The organism is Ruegeria sp. BC7, assembly GCF_056539165.1.
This window is the reverse complement of sequence record NZ_JBQFUL010000002.1, coordinates 232,654-250,710: the sequence shown is the minus strand read 5'-3', so window position 1 is coordinate 250,710 and position 18,057 is coordinate 232,654. Positions and strand designations below refer to the sequence as shown.

At 57.9% G+C, this 18,057-nt stretch carries 21 protein-coding genes; 9 read left to right on the top strand and 12 right to left on the bottom strand.

Annotated features, from left to right (window positions below; all coding sequences use genetic code 11):
- Nucleotides 1-2 precede the first annotated feature (2 nt).
- The 5 genes from ACR0KS_RS06225 to ACR0KS_RS06205 form a co-directional block, all read right to left on the bottom strand.
- Nucleotides 3-1,076 carry a FliM/FliN family flagellar motor C-terminal domain-containing protein gene (locus tag ACR0KS_RS06225; protein WP_170565432.1) on the bottom strand — a complete coding sequence of 358 codons (1,074 nt, stop codon included), beginning with the start codon at nucleotides 1,074-1,076 and terminating at the stop codon, nucleotides 3-5.
- Between the two features lie 77 nt (nucleotides 1,077-1,153).
- Nucleotides 1,154-3,832 carry a sensor histidine kinase gene (locus ACR0KS_RS06220; protein ID WP_170565435.1) on the bottom strand — a complete coding sequence of 893 codons (2,679 nt, stop codon included), beginning with the start codon at nucleotides 3,830-3,832 and terminating at the stop codon, nucleotides 1,154-1,156.
- Nucleotides 3,820-4,131 (bottom strand): hypothetical protein, encoded by a 312-nt coding sequence (locus ACR0KS_RS06215; protein WP_170565437.1) that lies wholly within the window; start codon nucleotides 4,129-4,131, stop codon nucleotides 3,820-3,822. The genes ACR0KS_RS06220 and ACR0KS_RS06215 overlap by 13 nt, the downstream gene beginning before the upstream one ends.
- Nucleotides 4,128-4,508 carry a response regulator gene (locus ACR0KS_RS06210; RefSeq protein WP_170386560.1) on the bottom strand — a complete coding sequence of 127 codons (381 nt, stop codon included), beginning with the start codon at nucleotides 4,506-4,508 and terminating at the stop codon, nucleotides 4,128-4,130. The genes ACR0KS_RS06215 and ACR0KS_RS06210 overlap by 4 nt, the downstream gene beginning before the upstream one ends.
- Nucleotides 4,509-4,586: 78 nt before the next feature.
- Complete coding sequence (locus ACR0KS_RS06205; RefSeq protein ID WP_170565440.1) at nucleotides 4,587-5,882, bottom strand: helix-turn-helix transcriptional regulator; 1,296 nt, start codon at nucleotides 5,880-5,882, stop codon at nucleotides 4,587-4,589.
- Nucleotides 5,883-6,098: 216 nt separating this feature from the next.
- On the opposite strand from ACR0KS_RS06205, the gene ACR0KS_RS06200 reads away from it, so the two are divergent.
- The 4 genes from ACR0KS_RS06200 to aat all read left to right on the top strand — a co-directional run bounded on the left by ACR0KS_RS06200 (nucleotide 6,099) and on the right by aat (nucleotide 9,334).
- Complete coding sequence (locus ACR0KS_RS06200) at nucleotides 6,099-6,635, top strand: LuxR C-terminal-related transcriptional regulator (protein WP_170386554.1); 537 nt, start codon at nucleotides 6,099-6,101, stop codon at nucleotides 6,633-6,635.
- Between the two features lie 152 nt (nucleotides 6,636-6,787).
- On the top strand, nucleotides 6,788-7,294 hold the full coding sequence (gene accB, locus ACR0KS_RS06195; protein WP_170565443.1) for an acetyl-CoA carboxylase biotin carboxyl carrier protein: 507 nt from the start codon (nucleotides 6,788-6,790) through the stop codon (nucleotides 7,292-7,294).
- A gap of 9 nt (nucleotides 7,295-7,303) precedes the next feature.
- Nucleotides 7,304-8,653: an acetyl-CoA carboxylase biotin carboxylase subunit gene (gene accC / locus ACR0KS_RS06190; protein WP_170386548.1), complete on the top strand. Its 1,350-nt coding sequence runs from the start codon at nucleotides 7,304-7,306 to the stop codon at nucleotides 8,651-8,653.
- A 48-nt stretch (nucleotides 8,654-8,701) separates the two neighbouring features.
- The gene (gene aat, locus ACR0KS_RS06185) at nucleotides 8,702-9,334 is read left to right on the top strand and encodes a leucyl/phenylalanyl-tRNA--protein transferase (RefSeq protein WP_170565446.1); all 633 of its coding nucleotides are present in this window, start codon (nucleotides 8,702-8,704) and stop codon (nucleotides 9,332-9,334) included.
- Here aat and ACR0KS_RS06180 read toward each other — a convergent pair.
- From ACR0KS_RS06180 to ACR0KS_RS06155, 6 genes are all read right to left on the bottom strand, one after another.
- The gene (locus ACR0KS_RS06180) at nucleotides 9,289-9,657 is read right to left on the bottom strand and encodes a DUF2155 domain-containing protein (RefSeq protein WP_170386542.1); all 369 of its coding nucleotides are present in this window, start codon (nucleotides 9,655-9,657) and stop codon (nucleotides 9,289-9,291) included. The two genes, aat and ACR0KS_RS06180, sit on opposite strands and share 46 nt — an antisense overlap.
- Nucleotides 9,654-10,106, bottom strand: coding sequence for an outer membrane lipid asymmetry maintenance protein MlaD (mlaD, locus tag ACR0KS_RS06175; RefSeq protein WP_170565449.1), 453 nt, complete (start codon nucleotides 10,104-10,106; stop codon nucleotides 9,654-9,656). Before mlaD ends, ACR0KS_RS06180 begins: the two co-directional genes overlap by 4 nt.
- A 12-nt stretch (nucleotides 10,107-10,118) precedes the next feature.
- On the bottom strand, nucleotides 10,119-10,502 hold the full coding sequence (locus ACR0KS_RS06170; protein WP_170484655.1) for an NADH:ubiquinone oxidoreductase subunit NDUFA12: 384 nt from the start codon (nucleotides 10,500-10,502) through the stop codon (nucleotides 10,119-10,121).
- Nucleotides 10,503-10,581: 79 nt separating this feature from the next.
- Nucleotides 10,582-10,944, bottom strand: coding sequence for a RidA family protein (locus ACR0KS_RS06165; protein ID WP_170565452.1), 363 nt, complete (start codon nucleotides 10,942-10,944; stop codon nucleotides 10,582-10,584).
- 61 nt (nucleotides 10,945-11,005) lie between these two features.
- Nucleotides 11,006-12,271, bottom strand: coding sequence for an ATP-dependent Clp protease ATP-binding subunit ClpX (gene clpX, locus ACR0KS_RS06160; protein WP_170386531.1), 1,266 nt, complete (start codon nucleotides 12,269-12,271; stop codon nucleotides 11,006-11,008).
- A 134-nt stretch (nucleotides 12,272-12,405) separates the two neighbouring features.
- Nucleotides 12,406-13,038: an ATP-dependent Clp protease proteolytic subunit gene (locus ACR0KS_RS06155; RefSeq protein WP_039970058.1), complete on the bottom strand. Its 633-nt coding sequence runs from the start codon at nucleotides 13,036-13,038 to the stop codon at nucleotides 12,406-12,408.
- A gap of 345 nt (nucleotides 13,039-13,383) precedes the next feature.
- Here ACR0KS_RS06155 and ACR0KS_RS06150 point away from each other — a divergent pair, with 345 nt between their 5' ends.
- On the top strand, nucleotides 13,384-13,725 hold the full coding sequence (locus tag ACR0KS_RS06150; protein WP_170565455.1) for a metalloregulator ArsR/SmtB family transcription factor: 342 nt from the start codon (nucleotides 13,384-13,386) through the stop codon (nucleotides 13,723-13,725).
- Between the two features lie 22 nt (nucleotides 13,726-13,747).
- On the opposite strand, the gene ACR0KS_RS06145 is transcribed toward ACR0KS_RS06150, so the two are convergent.
- A complete protein-coding gene (locus ACR0KS_RS06145) occupies nucleotides 13,748-14,824 on the bottom strand; it encodes a metal ABC transporter solute-binding protein, Zn/Mn family (protein ID WP_170565458.1) in 1,077 nt (358 codons plus the stop codon).
- 92 nt (nucleotides 14,825-14,916) lie between these two features.
- Between ACR0KS_RS06145 and ACR0KS_RS06140 the strand changes: the two genes are divergently transcribed.
- The 4 genes from ACR0KS_RS06140 to ACR0KS_RS06125 all read left to right on the top strand — a co-directional run bounded on the left by ACR0KS_RS06140 (nucleotide 14,917) and on the right by ACR0KS_RS06125 (nucleotide 17,148).
- Nucleotides 14,917-15,396: a transcriptional repressor gene (locus ACR0KS_RS06140; RefSeq protein WP_170386521.1), complete on the top strand. Its 480-nt coding sequence runs from the start codon at nucleotides 14,917-14,919 to the stop codon at nucleotides 15,394-15,396.
- 26 nt (nucleotides 15,397-15,422) lie between these two features.
- Nucleotides 15,423-16,142, top strand: a complete 720-nt coding sequence (locus tag ACR0KS_RS06135) for a metal ABC transporter ATP-binding protein (protein WP_480693176.1) — start codon at nucleotides 15,423-15,425, stop codon at nucleotides 16,140-16,142.
- On the top strand, nucleotides 16,142-16,936 hold the full coding sequence (locus ACR0KS_RS06130) for a metal ABC transporter permease (RefSeq protein WP_170565464.1): 795 nt from the start codon (nucleotides 16,142-16,144) through the stop codon (nucleotides 16,934-16,936). The genes ACR0KS_RS06135 and ACR0KS_RS06130 overlap by 1 nt, the downstream gene beginning before the upstream one ends.
- Before the next feature lie 74 nt (nucleotides 16,937-17,010).
- Nucleotides 17,011-17,148 (top strand): entericidin A/B family lipoprotein, encoded by a 138-nt coding sequence (locus ACR0KS_RS06125; protein WP_170386514.1) that lies wholly within the window; start codon nucleotides 17,011-17,013, stop codon nucleotides 17,146-17,148.
- Nucleotides 17,149-18,057: the final 909 nt, after the last annotated feature.

The window sequence follows — 18,057 nt, the reverse complement described above, 5'->3', positions numbered from 1 at the left end:
GATCAACTAAGCTGTCCTGAGTCATCACTCAGACCGGCCAGCTTTGAAATTTCCGCGGCAATCTGATCAGAATCGCCTAACTCCAGATCGTCCACTAGGCCGTTGGCTTCGTTCAGGACAATTTCGGCTGAATCTGCTGAGATGTCTGCCGCAGGCTGGTTGTGCGCCCGAGCTGCGAGAAATTCCTGTGCGTCCGCACCCAAGGGTGAAGGCAACGGAACCTGCTCATTCAGACGAACGGCACGCATCCCGCCACATTGCCCCAACCGCCCCACGGCTGCACGAGAACGATCAATCGTCAATACTTCGGCCTGGTCAAGTCTTGCGCCAGCCAGCGGCAGAATGTCCCCGGTCGCCAGCGCGGACAGAGAGGCCAGCGGCACCGACATTCGACATATCACGGTGTCCAGTTCAGCGCGAAGAACACCTGCCCCTTGCCCGAGTTTAAGTGCAGCATCTTCATCATGTTCCTCGGCATCTGAACCGCTTGAAAGCTCTGGCAAAAGGACAGAAACTTTCCCTTGCCGCAGACCATTCCCCAGCTCCACAGTAAGGTCATATGAGACATACGCGTCTTCGACCAAAGCAAGCGACAAGGTTCGCAAATCGGCCAGTCTAAGACGGTATTGAAATCCGGTCAGTCTTTCCTGATCCCGTGCTTCCTCAACCAGATTTGCCGCGCGTCTGAAGACTTCTTCGACCCAAGGCGCAACCATTGCGGCGTCCGTGTCTGTAAATGCGCGTTCCACTGGGGGCGACGGCATCACTTCGCCAACCGTCTGAACCTGCACGATCGCCGACACGGTCCCCATATCCATGCATACTGCAGCTTGCAGCCCTTCGGCGCCGGTGAATTGCAACAACAGCCAGTCATCACCAACCTGACCTCCCAGCGTATCCGGACTCCCCGCCACCTGCTTTGCCGCGATCACCGCCAGCGGCAGCCGCAGCCTGTCAGCAGCCGCGCGTGCCAAGGCCAAACGCAGCGCGCGCAGCACCGAATGAGGTCTATCGCCCCGCCCCTCCTGTCCTGCAGTTAGTTTTCGCGCCAAGGCTGCGCTGACCGGCTGTGTCATGCCCGAAACCGTCAATCCAAACTTTGTCTGGTATCAGGTCTACCCCAGCGCAGGTTACGAATACCTTTACGTCGGGGCTATTGCGCGGCCTGTCTGTAAGCCAGCGGCACTCTTACACGGAAGGCTGCGCCGCCCTGCCCGGGCAAATAGCTGATTTCTCCACCAAGACGCTGCATGATCTCACGGCAGATTGCCAAGCCCAGACCTGCTCCGCCTGCCTTGTCGCCTCCTACTCGGGCGAATTTTTCAAACACCATGGAACGGGCTTCGAGTGGAATGCCGCTTCCGTTATCCGCAAAATCAATCACGACTTGCCCGCCGACGTCGTGCGCCGAAATAGTCAGGACCGGCTCGTCAGCATCACAGTATTTCTGCGCGTTGGAGATCAAATTGATGAACACCTGACCTAACCGATCCAAATCTGTGTGCAGGGGGATGCGTTCAGAGGTTTTCGACCGGCGCACCGTCAGGGACTTGCTGGTACCGGCCAAGGCGCTGGATACAGCCCGATCCAACACCGAGCGCAGGGTATCCCCGCCCATATTCAAGTTGACCTGACCGCTTTCCAGGACACTCAGATCCAGCAGGTCGTCAAGCAATCGTGTGAGCCGCAGAGCCTCGTCATGGATGATCGCGGCATAGCGTGTCTGCTCCTCTGGGCTAAGTCCGTCGGTGTCTCGCATGATCTCGGAAAAGGCGCGGATCGAGGTCATGGGCGTCCGCAATTCGTGGCTGACTTGACTGAGGAAGCTGTCTTTCTGCTCAGAAATCTGCGTTAGTTTGGTATTTGCCTCTCGCAACTGCAGCGCAGTGCGGCTGAGCTCTGCGGATTTCACCTCTAGCTGGCTAGAATACTCAAGCAGTTGCGCGGATTCGTCGGCCACCGCCAACAAATCCTCGACCGACACCGAAGACCCGCCGACAATCTGGCCGATCATGGCATGCGCCGTCGCCGCCCCGACCGAGCCGCTCAATTCACGCTCCAGACGCTCAAGAAAGGCAGGTGTTGGTTCGGGCAGGCTGGACCGTCCGCCTTGTTGTTCGGCTTCGGCCTGAAAGAACTCCTGCGCGGGACCAGCCCCCAGTATTCGCTGGGTCATGATCATCAGATCCTCGCTCTGCGCAACTGAGCCGGTCCAACCGCGCGGCGCGACAGAATGGTCAAAGACGTTGACGAACTGTGCGCCCTGCAAGCGTTCCAGCGGGCTGGGAAAGCTCAGCAGCGACGCCACGCAGAAAGCGACGGTATTCAGGGACAGCGACCACATGACCGTATGGACCATGGGATCCATACCTTCGATCCCGAACAATGCCTGCGGCCGCAGCCAGCCGATCCCAAACGGACCGTTCTGCAGAACCGACTCGGACATCAGCGCCCCACCCATCCCGGGCAGAAGCAGCGTGTAGATCCACAAGAGGAACCCCACGGTCAGCCCGACCAGCGCCCCCGTCCGCGTTGCCCCGCGCCAGAACAAACCTCCGACCAGAGCGGGCAGAATCTGAGAGATACCAGCAAAGGCCACAAGTCCGATCGAGGCAAGCGCCGCGCCGCCACCGGACAGCCGATAATAGAAATAGCCCAGCGCCATGATAGCCGCGATTGAGACACGGCGCGCGACCAATACAACGTGCCGAACGTCGCCGGATACGGACCCCGACCCCTCCTGAGTGCTTAACCAGATCGGCATCACCAGGTGGTTCGAGACCATGGTCGACAAGGCCATCGCTGTGACGATCACCATCGACGTGGCCGACGAGAACCCGCCGATGAAGGACAGCATGGCCAGCCAGTCATTGCCCTGCGATAGGGGTACAGTCAGGACGAACAAGTCCGGGTTTGATCCTTCCGGCAACAGGTCCAGCCCCACCACGGCGATCGGCACCACAAAGAGGCTCATCAACAGCAAGTACAACGGAAACGCCCACGCCGCTGTCCTCAGGTGTCCTTCATCTGCGTTTTCGACCACCATGACCTGAAACATGCGCGGCAGGCAGACAAAGGCCGCAGCCGACAAGAAGATGAACGTCGTCCAGCGCCCCGCGTCCACGTTCCATTGACCAATCTCCGAGGCGTCTATGCGATCCATCATCGGCCCAACGCCGCCTGCGACCCCCCAGACGACAAAGATGCCGACCGCCAGCAAAGCGAACAGTTTGACCACAGATTCCAACGCGATAGCGGTCACGACCCCGTGGTGACGCTCGTTCGCGTCCAGGTTTCGTGTCCCGAACAGGATGGCGAAAACCGCTAGCCCAGCGGCCACCCAAAACACGCTCGACCCTTCGCGGTAAAGGCCAGAAGGGTCAGCCTCGGCAAAAATCGAGAAAGACAAGGTGATGGATTGCAGTTGCAGGGCGATATAGGGCGTACCACCAAGCACCGCCAGAATGGTCACGCAGATCGCCAGCGTATTCGACTTGCCATACCGGGACGAGATCAGGTCAGCGATCGAGGTCACCCGTTGGCTGCGCCCGACCCTGACCAGTTTCCTGAGCCCCCACCACCAACTGATCATGACCAGCGTGGGACCCAGATAAATCGTCACGAACTCCAGCCCTGACCGGGCAGCATTTCCAACCGCGCCGTAGAATGTCCATGCCGTGCAGTAGATCGACAGCGACAGCGTATAGATCAGCGGAGATCGCAGCCACGCGCCACGCCCAGCGGCTGCCATTCGGTCAGCGGCAAAGGCCACACCGAACAAAAGAACCACATAGCCCAGACAGACAAGGATCAGAAGGTTCAGCGTTGCCATCGGTCCGCGTCCAGGTCGGTGTCATCCCGCGCCGCCGTGCGACGGGCGGCGAAGCCAAAGATCAGGCTAATCAGTATCAACAGCCCCCAGCAGGTAAAGATATAGAGGATGGCCGACGACAAAGTGACCGCCCCGGTTTCCCCCGGCTCGGGCCAAAGCAACGGAATTGCGATCAGCGCAGCCCCGAGAATCGGCAACAACCGAGCCGCATCCGTCAACCGGCGACGACGATAGCTTTGGCGTTCCAGAAACAGCGAAGGCCGAACACCCTGAGGCTGCCGATCTTCGCCATTGCTCATGATTGTGTGGCCTGTGCGTGCAGATCCCGCACGGCGGTCAGGACCTCGGCATTGGAAAACGGCTTGGTCATAAAGCGGCTGACGCCCGCGCTTTCGGCCATTTCGCGATCCCGAAGCTGGCCGCGTGCGGTTAGCATCAAGACCGGCAGACCCCGAAGGTCCTCCAACTCGCGCAGATCGCGCAGAATATCCATGCCGCTTTTGCCCGGCAGCATGACATCCAAAATGACAAGATCAGGATTTGCGCCCTGAATGACCTCGACAGCGTCCGATCCTTCGGCGTGCGTTTCGACCTGCCAACCCTCACGCGTCAGCAGAAACCGAATGGCCTCGGCGATGTTCGGCTCATCCTCAATCAGTAGAACCTTACGGCTCATATGTTTCATTCCTCCCCGTGACAGGATACCCATCCGCAGTCCTGTCTGTGCCAGCTTACGCCGTCTGTCAGGAAAGTGTCAAAAGCCTTCGCTCAGAATCGACGGCTCTCGGCGCGACTCGCAGTCAGCGTTCGGACATACCCTGCAACTTGGCCCGACCTTGGCAACCGGCTGGCCGCCCTGCCCGCCTTCTTCGACGGAACGGACCAGCATGACCGAGCGGTAGACAGGCGCGTCGTCATACCCAGAGATCGTTTGCGGCCAAGCATAGGCAAAGCAATCAAACTCGGCCGCGGACCGGCCTAGCTGCACGATACGCTTGCGGATCGGCACCAAAGGTCGGTTCAACGCCTGAAACAAAGGCCACAAAGGACACGCTTCACCAAAGCGCGGCATCGCAAATCCCGGCACCGACTTTGTAAACAAGATACTTCCAGACGCGTCACAAACAACCAGCCCGGTCGGACGTGACAGAACCCCGTCGGGCAAAGCCGCCAAGCGTCGCAGAACCGTCGCAATGTCCACTGAAAACTGTGCTGCCAGCCTGATTGGGTCAGGCTCGGCACCAGCCAAAGCATCTATTACTGCTTCCAATGGCATGGCCTTCGCGTCAGCCGCATAGATGTCCAAAAAGCCACGAGTCACAGTTTTCGCAGCCACAGAATCCATCTCGCTCAGGTCTATTGCTGCGATCTCTCCTCCGGCCTCAACCTCGGGAAAGTGGTGCCCGTGCTGTTCAAAAAATGCCTCAACCTCCTCAAGAGGAACGCCCCGGCGGTCGTCGGCACTGTCAGAATCGTCGAGATAGGCAACCAAGGACTTGGAACTGTCGGCAAGGCGTTCCGCATCTTGGTGCAGGTTTCGATGAAAGCGGTCCTGCCATTCCGGTTCGATTTCCTGCGTCTCGGCCAGAATCGCTGCGGTCGAACGAATCGCAGCCGCGGTGGACAGAACCTCATGCATCGAAGCAGCCAGATGTGGATCATGGGTCAAGCGGTCGGACAGGGTTTCGACCGTCCGCTCAAGCGAGACAACGCGCCTGTGCATCTGTGCCAGCACAGCAGCCCACCCCGGAAAGCGCCCCGCGAACTCCTCTAGACTGTCGACTTCGGCCTGCTGCCCCACCGCATCCGCCGCAGCCTCGCGCAGCGCGGAAATAAGCGTCGCCTCCAGCCCCTGCGTCAGCAGCGAAGGTTCAACAGCCAGAGCCGAGGCGATATCGACCAGCAGCTTGCCGCCAATCCTGCGGCGATTGTGCTCGATCAGGTTCAAATACGAGGCCGAGATCCCGACCTGACGCGCCAGCTCTGCCTGACGCAGACCCGCGATTTGTCGCCTCTCTCGGATACGGCTGCCTGTCAGCGTGTCGCGCATGTTCTCGCTCCTTCCCAAGCGAAATCCATCTTCAAGAACCTTCAGTCTTTTCTGAACTCTATATTGTTTTCTATCTTTTAGACCTGAATTTTCAAACCCAGTTTACACCTTTGACAGAGTATTTGCACAATCATGAGGAGCGCCCTGACGCCCGTCAGCACCACAATCTGCGTGCTACCCCTTCTAATTCCAACCAATTCCCGGCACGATACCAGGATGAGTGATGCTGCCTTTGAATATGCTCCTATCGGATTGGTGGAACTGGAAAACCGTATCATCCGACGCTGCAATCTGCAGTTTGCTCGCACCTTCGGCGGGGACGAAGCCGACTATCGCAACATGCCCCTGCTGCATCTTTATCCCTCGGTCGCGGATTGGGAACGCATTGGTGCGCGTAGCCTTCAGGTCATGCGCGATACCGGATATTACACCGACGAACGCGTCATGCGGCGGCGAAATGGTGACTTGTTCTGGTGCCGCGCGCGCGGTCGTTCACTGACCCCGGACGATCCCTTCCGCCACGGCATCTGGAGCTTTTCTGACATCTCGGAAGAACGCCCATTGGTCGAATTGACCACGCGGGAACGCGAGGTCGCGATTTTGTCCTGCCGCGGCCTGTCTGCCAAGGAAATCGGCGTCGAACTTGGCTTGAGCTATCGCACCATCGAAGCATACCGCGCGCGCCTTCTCGAGAAATTCGGGGCGCGTAAACTGCCTGAACTCGTCGCGAAACTTTCCGGAATGCCTCTCTGACCCCTTTCGCCCCTCGCAATCTTCGTTAAAACCCCCATCTGACAGGCCGAGACTGCGCTTTTCATGACCGAGCGCATGGCTTATAACGCTGCGTAATCAGACCAAAGCCCGCAAGAAACAGACGGGCCATAGGGGAACCGTCGAGGACACTCATGACAGAAACCAAACACGAAGCGGATGTGGCATTCATCAAGGCATTGGCCGAATTGCTGCGCGAGAATGACCTGACCGAACTGCAGGTCAAACGCGAATATGGCGAGGAAGACAGCCTGAATGTACGCGTCAGCCGCTTGTCGCAAACCGCTGCCGTAGCCCCGGTTCAGGTGGCCGTTCCGACTGCGGCCCCTGCTGCTGCTGCTGCTGCTCCGGCCCCGGCTGCTGCTGCTGCCGAAGCACCGGCCGCCGCTGAAGACCCAGCCAGCCATCCGGGTGCGGTAACCTCGCCCATGGTCGGCACCGTTTACATGCAGCCCGAACCCGGCGCGCCCGCATTCATCTCGGTCGGCGCATCCGTGTCCGAAGGCGACACGCTGCTGATCGTCGAAGCCATGAAAACCATGAACCACATCCACGCGCCCAAGTCGGGCACCATCAAGCGCATTCTCGTGGGCGACGGGGATGCCGTCGAATTCGGCACACCTCTGGTCATCGTTGAGTAAGGCGGGCCCATGTTCGACAAGATCCTGATTGCCAACCGAGGCGAGATCGCCCTGCGCGTCATCCGCGCCGCGCGCGAGATGGGGATAAAGACGGTCGCCGTCCATTCCACCGCCGACAGCGACGCAATGCATGTGCGCATGGCGGACGAGTCGGTCTGCATCGGCCCTCCGCCCAGCCCGCAAAGCTATCTGTCCGTGCCCGCGATCATCTCGGCCTGTGAAATCACAGGCGCGCAGGCGATCCACCCCGGCTATGGCTTCCTGTCCGAGAACGCTGAATTTGTGCAGATCGTCGAGGACCACGACATCACTTTCATCGGCCCCACCGCCGAACATATCCGTGTGATGGGTGACAAGATCACCGCCAAGGACACGATGAAAGCGTTGGGCGTGCCGTGCGTTCCCGGCTCGGATGGTGGTGTTCCCACTCTGGAAGACGCTAAGCGCATTGGTGAGGAATTCGGCTATCCCGTCATCATCAAGGCCACCGCCGGTGGCGGCGGACGCGGCATGAAAGTCGCGCAGACCGCCGATGAGATGGAAAGCGCCTTCATGACCGCGCGGGCCGAAGGCAAAGCGGCCTTTGGCAATGACGAGGTCTATATCGAGAAATACCTCACCACGCCGCGCCATATCGAGATTCAGGTCTTTGGCGACGGCAAGGGCAAAGCGGTTCACCTGGGCGAACGTGACTGCTCGCTTCAGCGCCGCCACCAGAAAGTGTTTGAAGAGGCTCCCGGCCCCAGCATCACCCCCGAGGAACGCGCCAAGATTGGTAAAATCTGCGCCGACGCTGTGGCCAAGATCAACTATATCGGCGCGGGCACCATCGAGTTCCTGTATGAAAACGGCGAGTTCTATTTCATCGAAATGAACACCCGCCTGCAGGTGGAACACCCTGTAACCGAAGGCATTTTCGGCGTCGATCTGGTGCGCGAACAAATCCGCGTGGCCGCAGGCGAGGATATGTCCTTCGGTCAAGACGATCTGGAAATCAACGGCCACGCCATCGAGGTTCGGATCAACGCGGAAAAGCTGCCCAACTTCTCACCCTGCCCCGGCAAGATCAGCGCTTATCACGCGCCCGGCGGTCTGGGTGTGCGGATGGATTCGGCGCTCTATGACGGGTACTCGATCCCGCCCTACTACGACTCGCTGATCGCCAAGCTGATCGTGCAGGGCCGCGACCGGGCCGAGGCGCTGGCGCGTCTGGAACGCGCCTTGGGTGAATTGATCGTGGACGGAATCGACACGACTGTGCCGCTATTTCATGCTCTGCTGCAAGAAGCCGACATCCACAGCGGCGACTACAACATTCACTGGCTGGAGCATTGGCTTGCGGAGAATATGGCCGAGTAACACAACCACTTCGAGGGGCTTTTGCCCCTCGAACGTCGGACCGTCTGTATGAGCCTTTCTCCCGAACTCCTGCTACATGGTTATTCCATCGGCATTTTCCCGATGGCCGAACACCGCGACGACCCGGACTTGTTCTGGGTCGATCCAAAGTTTCGGGGCGTTATCCCCCTGAACGGGTTCCACATATCGCGCAGCCTTGCGCGGCGAATCCGCAAATGCGGTTTCTCAGTTACGATCAATCAGAACTTCGCTGGTGTTGTCGATGGCTGTGCCGACCGCGCCGACACCTGGATCAATGCAGAGCTGCGGGATCTGTATCAACGCCTGCACCAATCCGGCTATGCGCACTCATTAGAAGTCTGGGACGGCCCCGCGCTTATCGGAGGTGTCTACGGAGTTTCCCTGGGCGCTGCGTTCTTCGGTGAAAGCATGTTTTCGCGGCGAACGGATGCCTCGAAAATTGCGCTGGCCTATCTGGTCGATCGGCTAAGGCGCACCGGTTTTTTGTTGTTCGACACCCAATTTCTAACCGCGCACTTGGCTTCACTGGGCGCAATTGAAGTTCCGCGCTCTGAATACAGGCAGGCCTTGGAGGAGGCGATCAACGCCAGCGCAGACTTCACCGCTGAGCTGGATCAGTCGCCGGACGGCGTTATACAGCGGATCACCCAGACATCGTAACGTGAATGATCCAACGCATTCAGCGCCGGGGAAGTGGCGATCATCCATCCGTCAAATAGTTGATCTGTCTTGCCCTTTTCCCAAATCGTGAGATAGGCGAAAGCGTCCCCGGTCGGGTTTTCTGCCGGATAGCGGCAATCGCCCAAAGCAACATCCAAGCCGAATATCGCTTCGGTCTGACCGCTCTGCATCTCGACATCAACGGTCTGTCCGCTCACCTTATCCAAACCACGCAGCATCGCGCCCGGACCAGATTGGACCTTTTGCTGGGCTGCTGCGCCCGTGGACACAAGCAGCGCTGCAATCAGAAATAAACGCTTCATTCGCCGCCATCCCCGGCCACGAATTTGACCAGAAGCGAAATCAGGCTGACCGCACCCTGCGTATCCTCGACCTGATCACCGGGTTCAAAGAAGAAGGGCGATCCACCGGGCATTACCTCGACAAAGTTTCCACCCAGCAAACCTTCGGACGAGATGACGATCGCGCTGTCATCCGGCACCAGTATCCCGTCAGAGATCGAAAAAGTTGTGTCCGCGCGATAAGTATCCGGGTTCAATTCAACACCTGTCACGGTCCCGATCTTAACGCCGGCAAGTCGAACATCCGTGCCGACACCGACACCCTCAAGCGATCGGAAGGATGCACCCAATTCGTACCCCGGCCCGCTTTGCGACAGGCCGGTTGACTGGCTGGCATAAACGCCAAAAGCCACGGCACAGGCAAGAACGGCCCCGCCCACCAGGACTTCGGTTACATTATAGCTCGACATTGCTCGCCTCGCTTATTCTGGGGTCCATGCCTCATAGTCCGAACGCTCGACCGGGTCAGGTCGGCGCAACGAACCCGCAGGCGCATAGGCCAGGGCTGTACCTGTCAAATTTTCCTGATGCGGTTTTTCCCAGGACTTATGCTGCAACGGCTTGTCCGTTGGAGGCTCATCCCAGGTCCGGTGCAGCCATCCATGCCAGTCAGGGTCGATCCGACTTGCCTCGGCCTCACCATTGAAAATAACCCAGCGTTTGCTGTCGTCGGAATTGCGATAGAAAACATTGCCTTCGTTATCTTCGCCAACCTTCACTCCCTTACGCGCAGTGTAAATCTGCGTATTCAGAGTGGCCCCGTTCCACCAGGTTACGGCCCGCAAAAGACTGTTCAGGATTCCCATCGTCTGACTCCGGCATTTCTGTTCCTGCAGATATGGACCAAAGGCTCGCCAAGGTCCAGTGCCACACGGACCACAGCCGCTATTCCGGCAGATATGCGGTCACTTCGATTTCGATCCGGAACTTCGGATCAATCAATGCACATTCGATCATCGTTGTCGCCGGAGGGTTTTCCCCAAACGTTTCACGGAGGATCGGCCAGCAGGGTTCAAATTCGCTTTTGTCAGGCAGCATGTATGTCACGCGCGCCACATCCGCAAAGCTGGCGCCGGCTTCTCTCAACGCCTTTTCGATCACCTCAAGTGCAGATCGGCACTGTTCAACAACACCGTCACCCTGTCCGACCGTGCCAGAGACATGAACCCATCCGCCTGCCACAACAGCGCGGCAATAGCCGACCTTGGCCTCAAATTCTCCGCCCGACGAAATTCGTTTGATTGCCATACCGCCCTCATAAGAAAACGGCGCGGGTGAACCGCGCCGAATATGCCTGAAATCTTTGGAATTATCCGGCCGAGGCAGACTCGGCCGCATCCGCGTAAATGATCAGCGGCTGCGAGTCGGAAGACACCGCTTCCTCGTTCACAACGACCTCGGTCACGTTTTTAAGACCTGGAAGCTCGAACATCGTATCCAACAGGATGTCTTCCAGGATCGACCGCAGACCACGTGCACCGGTTTTCCGTTCAATCGCCTTCTTCGCGATCGCTTTCAGCGCGTCATCCGTGAAGGCAAGTTCAGCGTCCTCAAGCTCAAACAGACGTTGGTATTGCTTGACCAGAGCGTTCTTCGGCTTGGTCAGGATGGTCACCAGCGCGTCCTCGTCCAAGTCTTCCAGCGTTGCCAGAACCGGCAGACGACCGACGAATTCCGGGATCAGACCGAACTTCAGCAGGTCTTCGGGCTCAAGGTCTTTGAAGATTTCCCCGACGCCACGCTCATCATTGTCGCGCACGTCTGCACCAAAGCCCATCGCCGAGCCCTTGCCGCGCTGAGCGATGATCCTGTCCAGACCGGCAAACGCACCGCCGCAGATGAACAGAATATTCGTGGTGTCCACCTGCAGGAATTCCTGCTGAGGATGCTTGCGCCCACCTTGCGGTGGCACGCTGGCCACGGTGCCTTCCATCAGTTTCAGCAACGCCTGCTGTACACCCTCACCCGATACGTCGCGCGTGATCGAGGGGTTCTCGGACTTGCGCGTGATCTTGTCGACCTCGTCGATATAGACGATGCCGCGCTGTGCGCGTTCCACATTATACTCAGACGCTTGCAGCAGCTTGAGGATGATGTTCTCGACATCCTCACCCACGTAGCCGGCTTCGGTCAGCGTGGTTGCATCCGCCATTGTGAACGGCACATCCAGAATGCGCGCCAGCGTTTGCGCCAGCAGCGTCTTGCCGCAACCGGTGGGGCCGATCAGCAGAATGTTGGACTTGGCCAGCTCAATATCGCTGCCCGCTTTCTGCGCATGGTTCAGACGCTTGTAGTGGTTGTGAACCGCCACCGACAGAACCCGCTTGGCCGTGGCCTGACCGATCACATAGTCGTCCAGAACCTCGCAAATATCCTTGGGTGTCGGCACCCCATCGGAGGACTTCAGGCCGCTGGCTTTGGTTTCCTCGCGGATGATGTCCATGCACAGTTCGACGCATTCATCACAGATGAAAACTGTGGGTCCGGCAATCAGCTTGCGCACCTCATGCTGGCTCTTGCCGCAGAAGCTGCAGTAGAGCGTGTTCTTGCCGTCACCGCCTGAATTCGTCGCCATGTTCTACCTTTCGGACTTCGTCCCTGCGGCCCCCGCCTGAGCGTATGTACCGCCTGTTGATGCAGCTTAGGCCACCACAAAGGCGGCTACAATCTCAAAAATGGCCCCCACGCCGTTGACGCGGGGACTTATCTTCAAGCCTCATCGCCATCCATTTTGGCGCGGTTTTCGACGATTTCGTCGATGTGACCCCAGTCTTTCGCTTCTTCCGGGCTCATGAAGTTGTCCCGATCCAGCGCTTTTTCAACAGCCTTTTTGGTCTGCCCGGTGTGGCGCACGTATATATCATAAAGGCGATCTTTCAGTTTCTGCGTCTCGGCCGCGTGAATCATGATGTCGCTCGCCTGGCCCTGATAGCCGCCGCTGGGCTGGTGGACCATGATCCGGCTGTTTGGCAGCGAAAAGCGCATTCCCTTCTCGCCACCGGCCAACAAAACCGACCCCATCGAGGCCGCCTGACCGATCACCAGCGTTGAACATTTCGGCTTGATGTACTGCATTGTGTCGTAGATCGACAATCCGCTGGTAACCACACCACCCGGAGAGTTGATGTAGATCGAGATTTCCTTGTTCGGGTTCTCAGCCTCAAGATGAAGCAACTGCGCAACGACCAGATGGCTCATTCCATCATGGATCGGACCGTTGATGAAAATGATCCGCTCTTTCAATAGGCGCGAGAAAATGTCGTACGCGCGTTCCCCACGGCTGGTCTGCTCAACAACCATCGGGACGAGCGTATTCATATAGGTATCAACGGGATCGAACATTAGGAACCTGCCTGCTTTGCTATGGATCGGGACATTACCCGAAGAAACGTTACCTGAGTCTTAGTGTCGCCACCCAAGGGCTGCAAGGGGGGCCGATTACTTCTGACCAAGACAGCGTGTTTTCGTCTGCATCAACGCCCCTTGGCCGTTTCGTGCAAACACATCCTGACGCGAAACAAAGCAAGCGGCTGTTAAAGTTGGCAGGCGGACTTTTTCTCATCACGTCATTTTGATTCATGCATATGGAAATGCGTTGCCAAAATATATAAGTGGGCGGCGCGCGCAGGCGATCATCGAATACACAGCAGACTCTCGTCCATGACCGGACCAACAAGGAATACACAAATGGCACTGCCTCAGATTTCACAGGAATCGTTTTCCGACAACTTTGAACTTATTGCCGGAAGCGCCACGCGTGCGTCGAATTTCCTGAAGGCCATCAGCCATGAAGGTCGTCTTATGATCCTGTGCCACCTTGTATCCGGCGAGAAATCCGTGACCGAGTTGGAGGAACTGCTTTCCGCTCGACAGGCCGCTGTATCACAGCAACTGTCGCGATTGCGGCTCGAAGGATTGGTAACGCCCCGCCGGGAAGGCAAAGCGATCTTCTACCGGCTGGCCGATGACCGCCCCCGTCGTATGCTCGAAGTCGTTCACGAACTTTTCTGCACCGAGGAGGCGGCCTAACACTGCCAAAGGCTCTCGGATTTTACGACCCGTTGGCGCATCCCAGGTATCCGCTGGCCATACCGCGCAGCAAATTGGCATAGTGTTTTGCACCGGGCTCGATAGATACTCCGATCGGGTCCAACTCAAAGATTGTCACGTCCGTCCCTTCGATCGCGGTTTCCACCAGCCGCGTATCGAACTGAGGTTCAACGAAGGCGCAATTGATCCCATCTTTGGCAACCTTGTCCTGCAGTGCCGCCAGCCGCGCGGGACCGGGATCGCTTGCATCCCCAAGGCTGACCGAGCCGGACGTCTCCAAACCAAACCGCTTCTCGAAATATTGATAGGCATCGTGAAAGGTGATGAAGCGACGGCTCTGCATTTCAGCCAAATCTGCTTCGATCTGTTCGCGCAGGCTGATCAACTCAGCATCAGCCGCCGCCGCATTTTCCCGGTACAACTGCGCATTGTCAGGGTCGGAAGATGCCAAGGCTTCAGCAATCACCTGAACCCAAACTCGAGCGTTCTCGGGGTCAAGCCACGCATGCGGGTCTACCCCATCGTGATCGTGCCCGTGATGATCCCCTTCATGAGCAGCGTGGTCGTCATGGTCATCATGACTTTCGTGGTCTGCATGATCGTCGTGATCAGCGTGGTCGTCGTCATGACCTTCGTGGTCCGCATGATCGTCGTGGTCGTCATGGTCCGCATGATCGTCGTGGTCTGCGTGATCGTCGTGGTCGTCATGATCTTCACCATGGTCACCAGCGACCACATCCCTGAAGTCAAAAAGAACAGTGCCGTCTAACTCCAGCAAGGCGATATGCTGCGCTTCTGCGGAAAGCGTGCCAAGTGGCTTTTCCATCCACGGCGTCAATTCATCTCCAACCCAGATCACAATGTCCGCCGATTGAAGCGCCCGCGCCTCAGACGGTCGCATCGCATGGTCGTGCGGCGAAGCGCCCGGCGGAATAATCAACGCGGGTTCGCCCACACCGTCCATGACACGCGCCACGAGGGAATGAACCGGCGCGATATCGACGGCAACTTTCGGGGGTTCAGCGGCAACCTGGCTAGCCAAAGCCGCACCAAGGACGCTTAGGGTTGATCGTAGCATATTCGCTCCAGAATGATATGTTATTACATTTCTCAATGGCTTGATATGCCCCACGTTATAACATATCAAGTCTAAAAAATGCGGAGCAGCGAATGAGCACCGTCGGATTCAGACAACATGATCACGCCCACTGCGTTCATACCGCCTTGGCGCAGGCCGAAGCAAAATGCAAAGCGCAGAGGCTGCAGTTCACCCCGGTCAGGCGCCGTGTATTGGAGATCCTTCTGGAAAAGCATAAAGCCATGGGCGCTTATGACATCCTTGGAATTCTGGCGGCCGAAGGTATGGGATCGCAGCCGCCTGTCGCCTACCGTGCGCTGGATTTTCTGGTTCAGCACGGCTTTGTGCACCGCATAGAACAGCTAAACGCCTACGCAGCCTGCGCACACCCGACCCATGACCACGTTCCCGCCTTTCTCATTTGCCGGTCTTGCAAAGCGGTCGCAGAAACTGAAACTGAACTGACCCAGGGACGCCTGGGAGCCGCCGCAAACACATCAGGCTTCCTGATCGAACGAGTTGTTGTCGAGGCCGAGGGGCTTTGCCCCGAATGTATCGGGATGAAAGCGTGACCGACCCTTTGATAACACTTCAAGATATGACCATCCGTGTTGACGGCAGGACGATACTCGAGCACGTAAATGCCTCGGTTTCCGCGCCAGAGATTGTGACGATCGTAGGTCCGAACGGGTCAGGAAAGTCTACCCTGTTGCGCGCGATGATCGGCGCCATTCCACCAGCAGAAGGAGCAGTGGTTCGCAGACCGGGCCTTCGTATAGGGTATGTTCCGCAGAAATTGGCCTTGGACGCGGCCTTGCCAATGACTGTTCAACGCTTCCTGGGCCTCCCAAGACGGGTTTCTGCCAAAAAGGCGATAAACGCGCTTGAACTGGCCGGTGTTCCCGACCTTCGAAACAGGCAGATGACAAAGCTGTCCGGCGGTCAATTTCAACGAGTTCTGTTGGCGCGTGCTCTGTTGGAAAACCCACAACTGCTGCTTCTGGACGAAGCCACGCAGGGGCTTGACCAACCAGGTGCCGCGGCGTTTTACCAAAGAATTGAGCAGGTTAGACATGACATTGGCTGCGCCATCGTCATGGTCAGCCACGACCTTCACGTCGTTATGGCGGCATCCGACCGGGTTCTTTGCCTGAATGGGCACATATGCTGTGAAGGATCCCCGAGAACCGTTGCGGACGCTCCGGAATACCGCGCCCTATTTGGCAGCGGCACCAAGGGCACTATGGCGCTGTATCAACATCAGCACAGTCATTCCCACGACCACGATCACAATCACGCGCAGGACAAGGGCCACTGATGCTAGACGACTTCATGGTACGTGCGGCCCTCGCGGGTGTCGGCGTTGCAATAGCTGCCGCCCCGCTTGGGTGTTTCGTGGTCTGGCGGCGCATGGCGTATCTCGGTGAAGCCACCGCGCACGCCTCGATCCTTGGAGTTGCCTTGGCGCTGGCCTTTTCCCTGCCCTTGCTGCCGGCAATTATCGCCGCGGCTCTGGCCATGGGGCTGGCCGTGACCCTGCTGAGGGGCAAGGGGTTTGCGATGGACACATTGCTGGGTGTGATTGCGCACACGGCTCTGGCCGCTGGGTTGGTTACAGTGTCGTTGCTTGCTGACGTGCGCCTTGACCTCAGCGCGTTTCTGTTTGGCGACATTCTGGCGGTGACTAAAGGCGATCTGGCAACAATCTGGATCGGAGGCGCCGCCATTCTAGCCGTCATGGTCCAGAGGTGGTCCGCCCTGCTGGTGGCCACTCTAAACCCGGACCTGGCATACGCTTCGGGCATTGATCCCAAGCGCGAGGAATTGTGGCTAACGCTAGCAATGGCACTGGCCGTTGCGGTGGCGATTAAAGTTGTCGGTATCCTATTGATCGCCGCGCTGCTGGTCATTCCGGCTGCGGGGGCTCGGTCGCTTGTCAAAACACCGGAAACAATGGCTTTTTTCGCCGCAGGCATTGGCTCTTTGGCGGCACTGGTCGGGTTAGGAGGCGCATATCTGGCGGACACTCCTGCGGGTCCAAGCATAGTCTGCGCAGCCGCTTTGATCTTTGTTTCAACAGCCCTTTTGGGGCCAATAATCCGCAAGGATTAAGGCGAGAGCAAAACGCTGGCTACAGATTAAAAAAACTGTTAGGCACAACCGAAAGAACACCTATGGAGAACGCAATGATCCGTACAATTCTGATTGGATTGACCCTGTTGTCACTTACAGCCTGCGAAACGGCGAAAGGTGTTGGTCGAGACATTGAAAAAGCGGGTGATGCTATTTCCAACACTGCCAGCGATGTTCAGCAGGCAATCTGATCCTGACCACCATATTGCGGGACGGGCCCAACCAAGCCCAACATATGGTTGATCCACACCTCCGGTCGCGGTAATGTACTGATACAGGTGCATAGACGCGGCATTGCATTTCTGACACGACCTCGGGGTTCTTGTGCACGCACAAGAACCCCGATCCCGTTCTAGAGGGGGTGGAGTGGCAGCCTGTATGAATCCAGAGTCTGGCAAAAGGAAAAGGCGTCAGGTGCGCAGACGCGGTCTTTGCACATGCCCTTGCGGACACTCCTGACGCCTTGCCGGGTCGACACGCCCGAGGGACGCTCCGATCCAGTTGTCCCGGCCCGGATCAGGGTCGAAACTGCCGCGCAGCGTCTGCGGACGCCTTGCAGCACGCACTGACCTTCTGTGAGGGTGATCAAGCGGCCGGGACCTGCGTCCAAGTCAATCAATCATCCACCGGTAAGCCTTTGTGAACAGACGCAAATCCTAAGACCCGCCACTTCCACACAGACCCCCTTGGCCTTTGCGTCCCGCCGCGGTTCCTAAGAACCTCTGCGGTGATTTGACTTTTGCATCCGGGTCAGAGTCCGACAAGAAAATAGCACTGCAGCATGGAAATTAGCCGTGGATAAAGTGTTGATATCCGCTGGGACTGTTTTGTGGACAACTCCAGAAACCGCGATCCTGTGCAGGCTTGATGAAGGAAAAGTTCAAACAGTGGGCACCCGGTCTATTTTTCATCATTTCTGCGGGTGCAAACGTCTTTTCAGGCGCACGGGTCAAGATTTCTACAACCTTCAGACGCGCAGGGCTGCGAATCGTACTGACCAGGATTCGCGGAAACCGCTCGGCATCCAGGCGGGCCAAACAGAAAACCGAGGGCGGCCGGTACCCCCGCAAGCGCTAAGGGTGCCGCCCGCCCTGCCTCCT

Coding starts and splice junctions, on each gene's coding strand:
- ACR0KS_RS06225 (WP_170565432.1), bottom strand. CDS start 1,076: ATGACACAGCCGGTCAGCGCAGCCTTGGCGCGAAAACTAACTGCAGGA.
- ACR0KS_RS06220 (WP_170565435.1), bottom strand. CDS start 3,832: ATGGCAACGCTGAACCTTCTGATCCTTGTCTGTCTGGGCTATGTGGTT.
- ACR0KS_RS06215 (WP_170565437.1), bottom strand. CDS start 4,131: ATGAGCAATGGCGAAGATCGGCAGCCTCAGGGTGTTCGGCCTTCGCTG.
- ACR0KS_RS06210 (WP_170386560.1), bottom strand. CDS start 4,508: ATGAGCCGTAAGGTTCTACTGATTGAGGATGAGCCGAACATCGCCGAG.
- ACR0KS_RS06205 (WP_170565440.1), bottom strand. CDS start 5,882: ATGCGCGACACGCTGACAGGCAGCCGTATCCGAGAGAGGCGACAAATC.
- ACR0KS_RS06200 (WP_170386554.1), top strand. CDS start 6,099: ATGAGTGATGCTGCCTTTGAATATGCTCCTATCGGATTGGTGGAACTG.
- accB (WP_170565443.1), top strand. CDS start 6,788: ATGACAGAAACCAAACACGAAGCGGATGTGGCATTCATCAAGGCATTG.
- accC (WP_170386548.1), top strand. CDS start 7,304: ATGTTCGACAAGATCCTGATTGCCAACCGAGGCGAGATCGCCCTGCGC.
- aat (WP_170565446.1), top strand. CDS start 8,702: ATGAGCCTTTCTCCCGAACTCCTGCTACATGGTTATTCCATCGGCATT.
- ACR0KS_RS06180 (WP_170386542.1), bottom strand. CDS start 9,657: ATGAAGCGTTTATTTCTGATTGCAGCGCTGCTTGTGTCCACGGGCGCA.
- mlaD (WP_170565449.1), bottom strand. CDS start 10,106: ATGTCGAGCTATAATGTAACCGAAGTCCTGGTGGGCGGGGCCGTTCTT.
- ACR0KS_RS06170 (WP_170484655.1), bottom strand. CDS start 10,502: ATGGGAATCCTGAACAGTCTTTTGCGGGCCGTAACCTGGTGGAACGGG.
- ACR0KS_RS06165 (WP_170565452.1), bottom strand. CDS start 10,944: ATGGCAATCAAACGAATTTCGTCGGGCGGAGAATTTGAGGCCAAGGTC.
- clpX (WP_170386531.1), bottom strand. CDS start 12,271: ATGGCGACGAATTCAGGCGGTGACGGCAAGAACACGCTCTACTGCAGC.
- ACR0KS_RS06155 (WP_039970058.1), bottom strand. CDS start 13,038: ATGTTCGATCCCGTTGATACCTATATGAATACGCTCGTCCCGATGGTT.
- ACR0KS_RS06150 (WP_170565455.1), top strand. CDS start 13,384: ATGGCACTGCCTCAGATTTCACAGGAATCGTTTTCCGACAACTTTGAA.
- ACR0KS_RS06145 (WP_170565458.1), bottom strand. CDS start 14,824: ATGCTACGATCAACCCTAAGCGTCCTTGGTGCGGCTTTGGCTAGCCAG.
- ACR0KS_RS06140 (WP_170386521.1), top strand. CDS start 14,917: ATGAGCACCGTCGGATTCAGACAACATGATCACGCCCACTGCGTTCAT.
- ACR0KS_RS06135 (WP_480693176.1), top strand. CDS start 15,423: ATGACCATCCGTGTTGACGGCAGGACGATACTCGAGCACGTAAATGCC.
- ACR0KS_RS06130 (WP_170565464.1), top strand. CDS start 16,142: ATGCTAGACGACTTCATGGTACGTGCGGCCCTCGCGGGTGTCGGCGTT.
- ACR0KS_RS06125 (WP_170386514.1), top strand. CDS start 17,011: ATGATCCGTACAATTCTGATTGGATTGACCCTGTTGTCACTTACAGCC.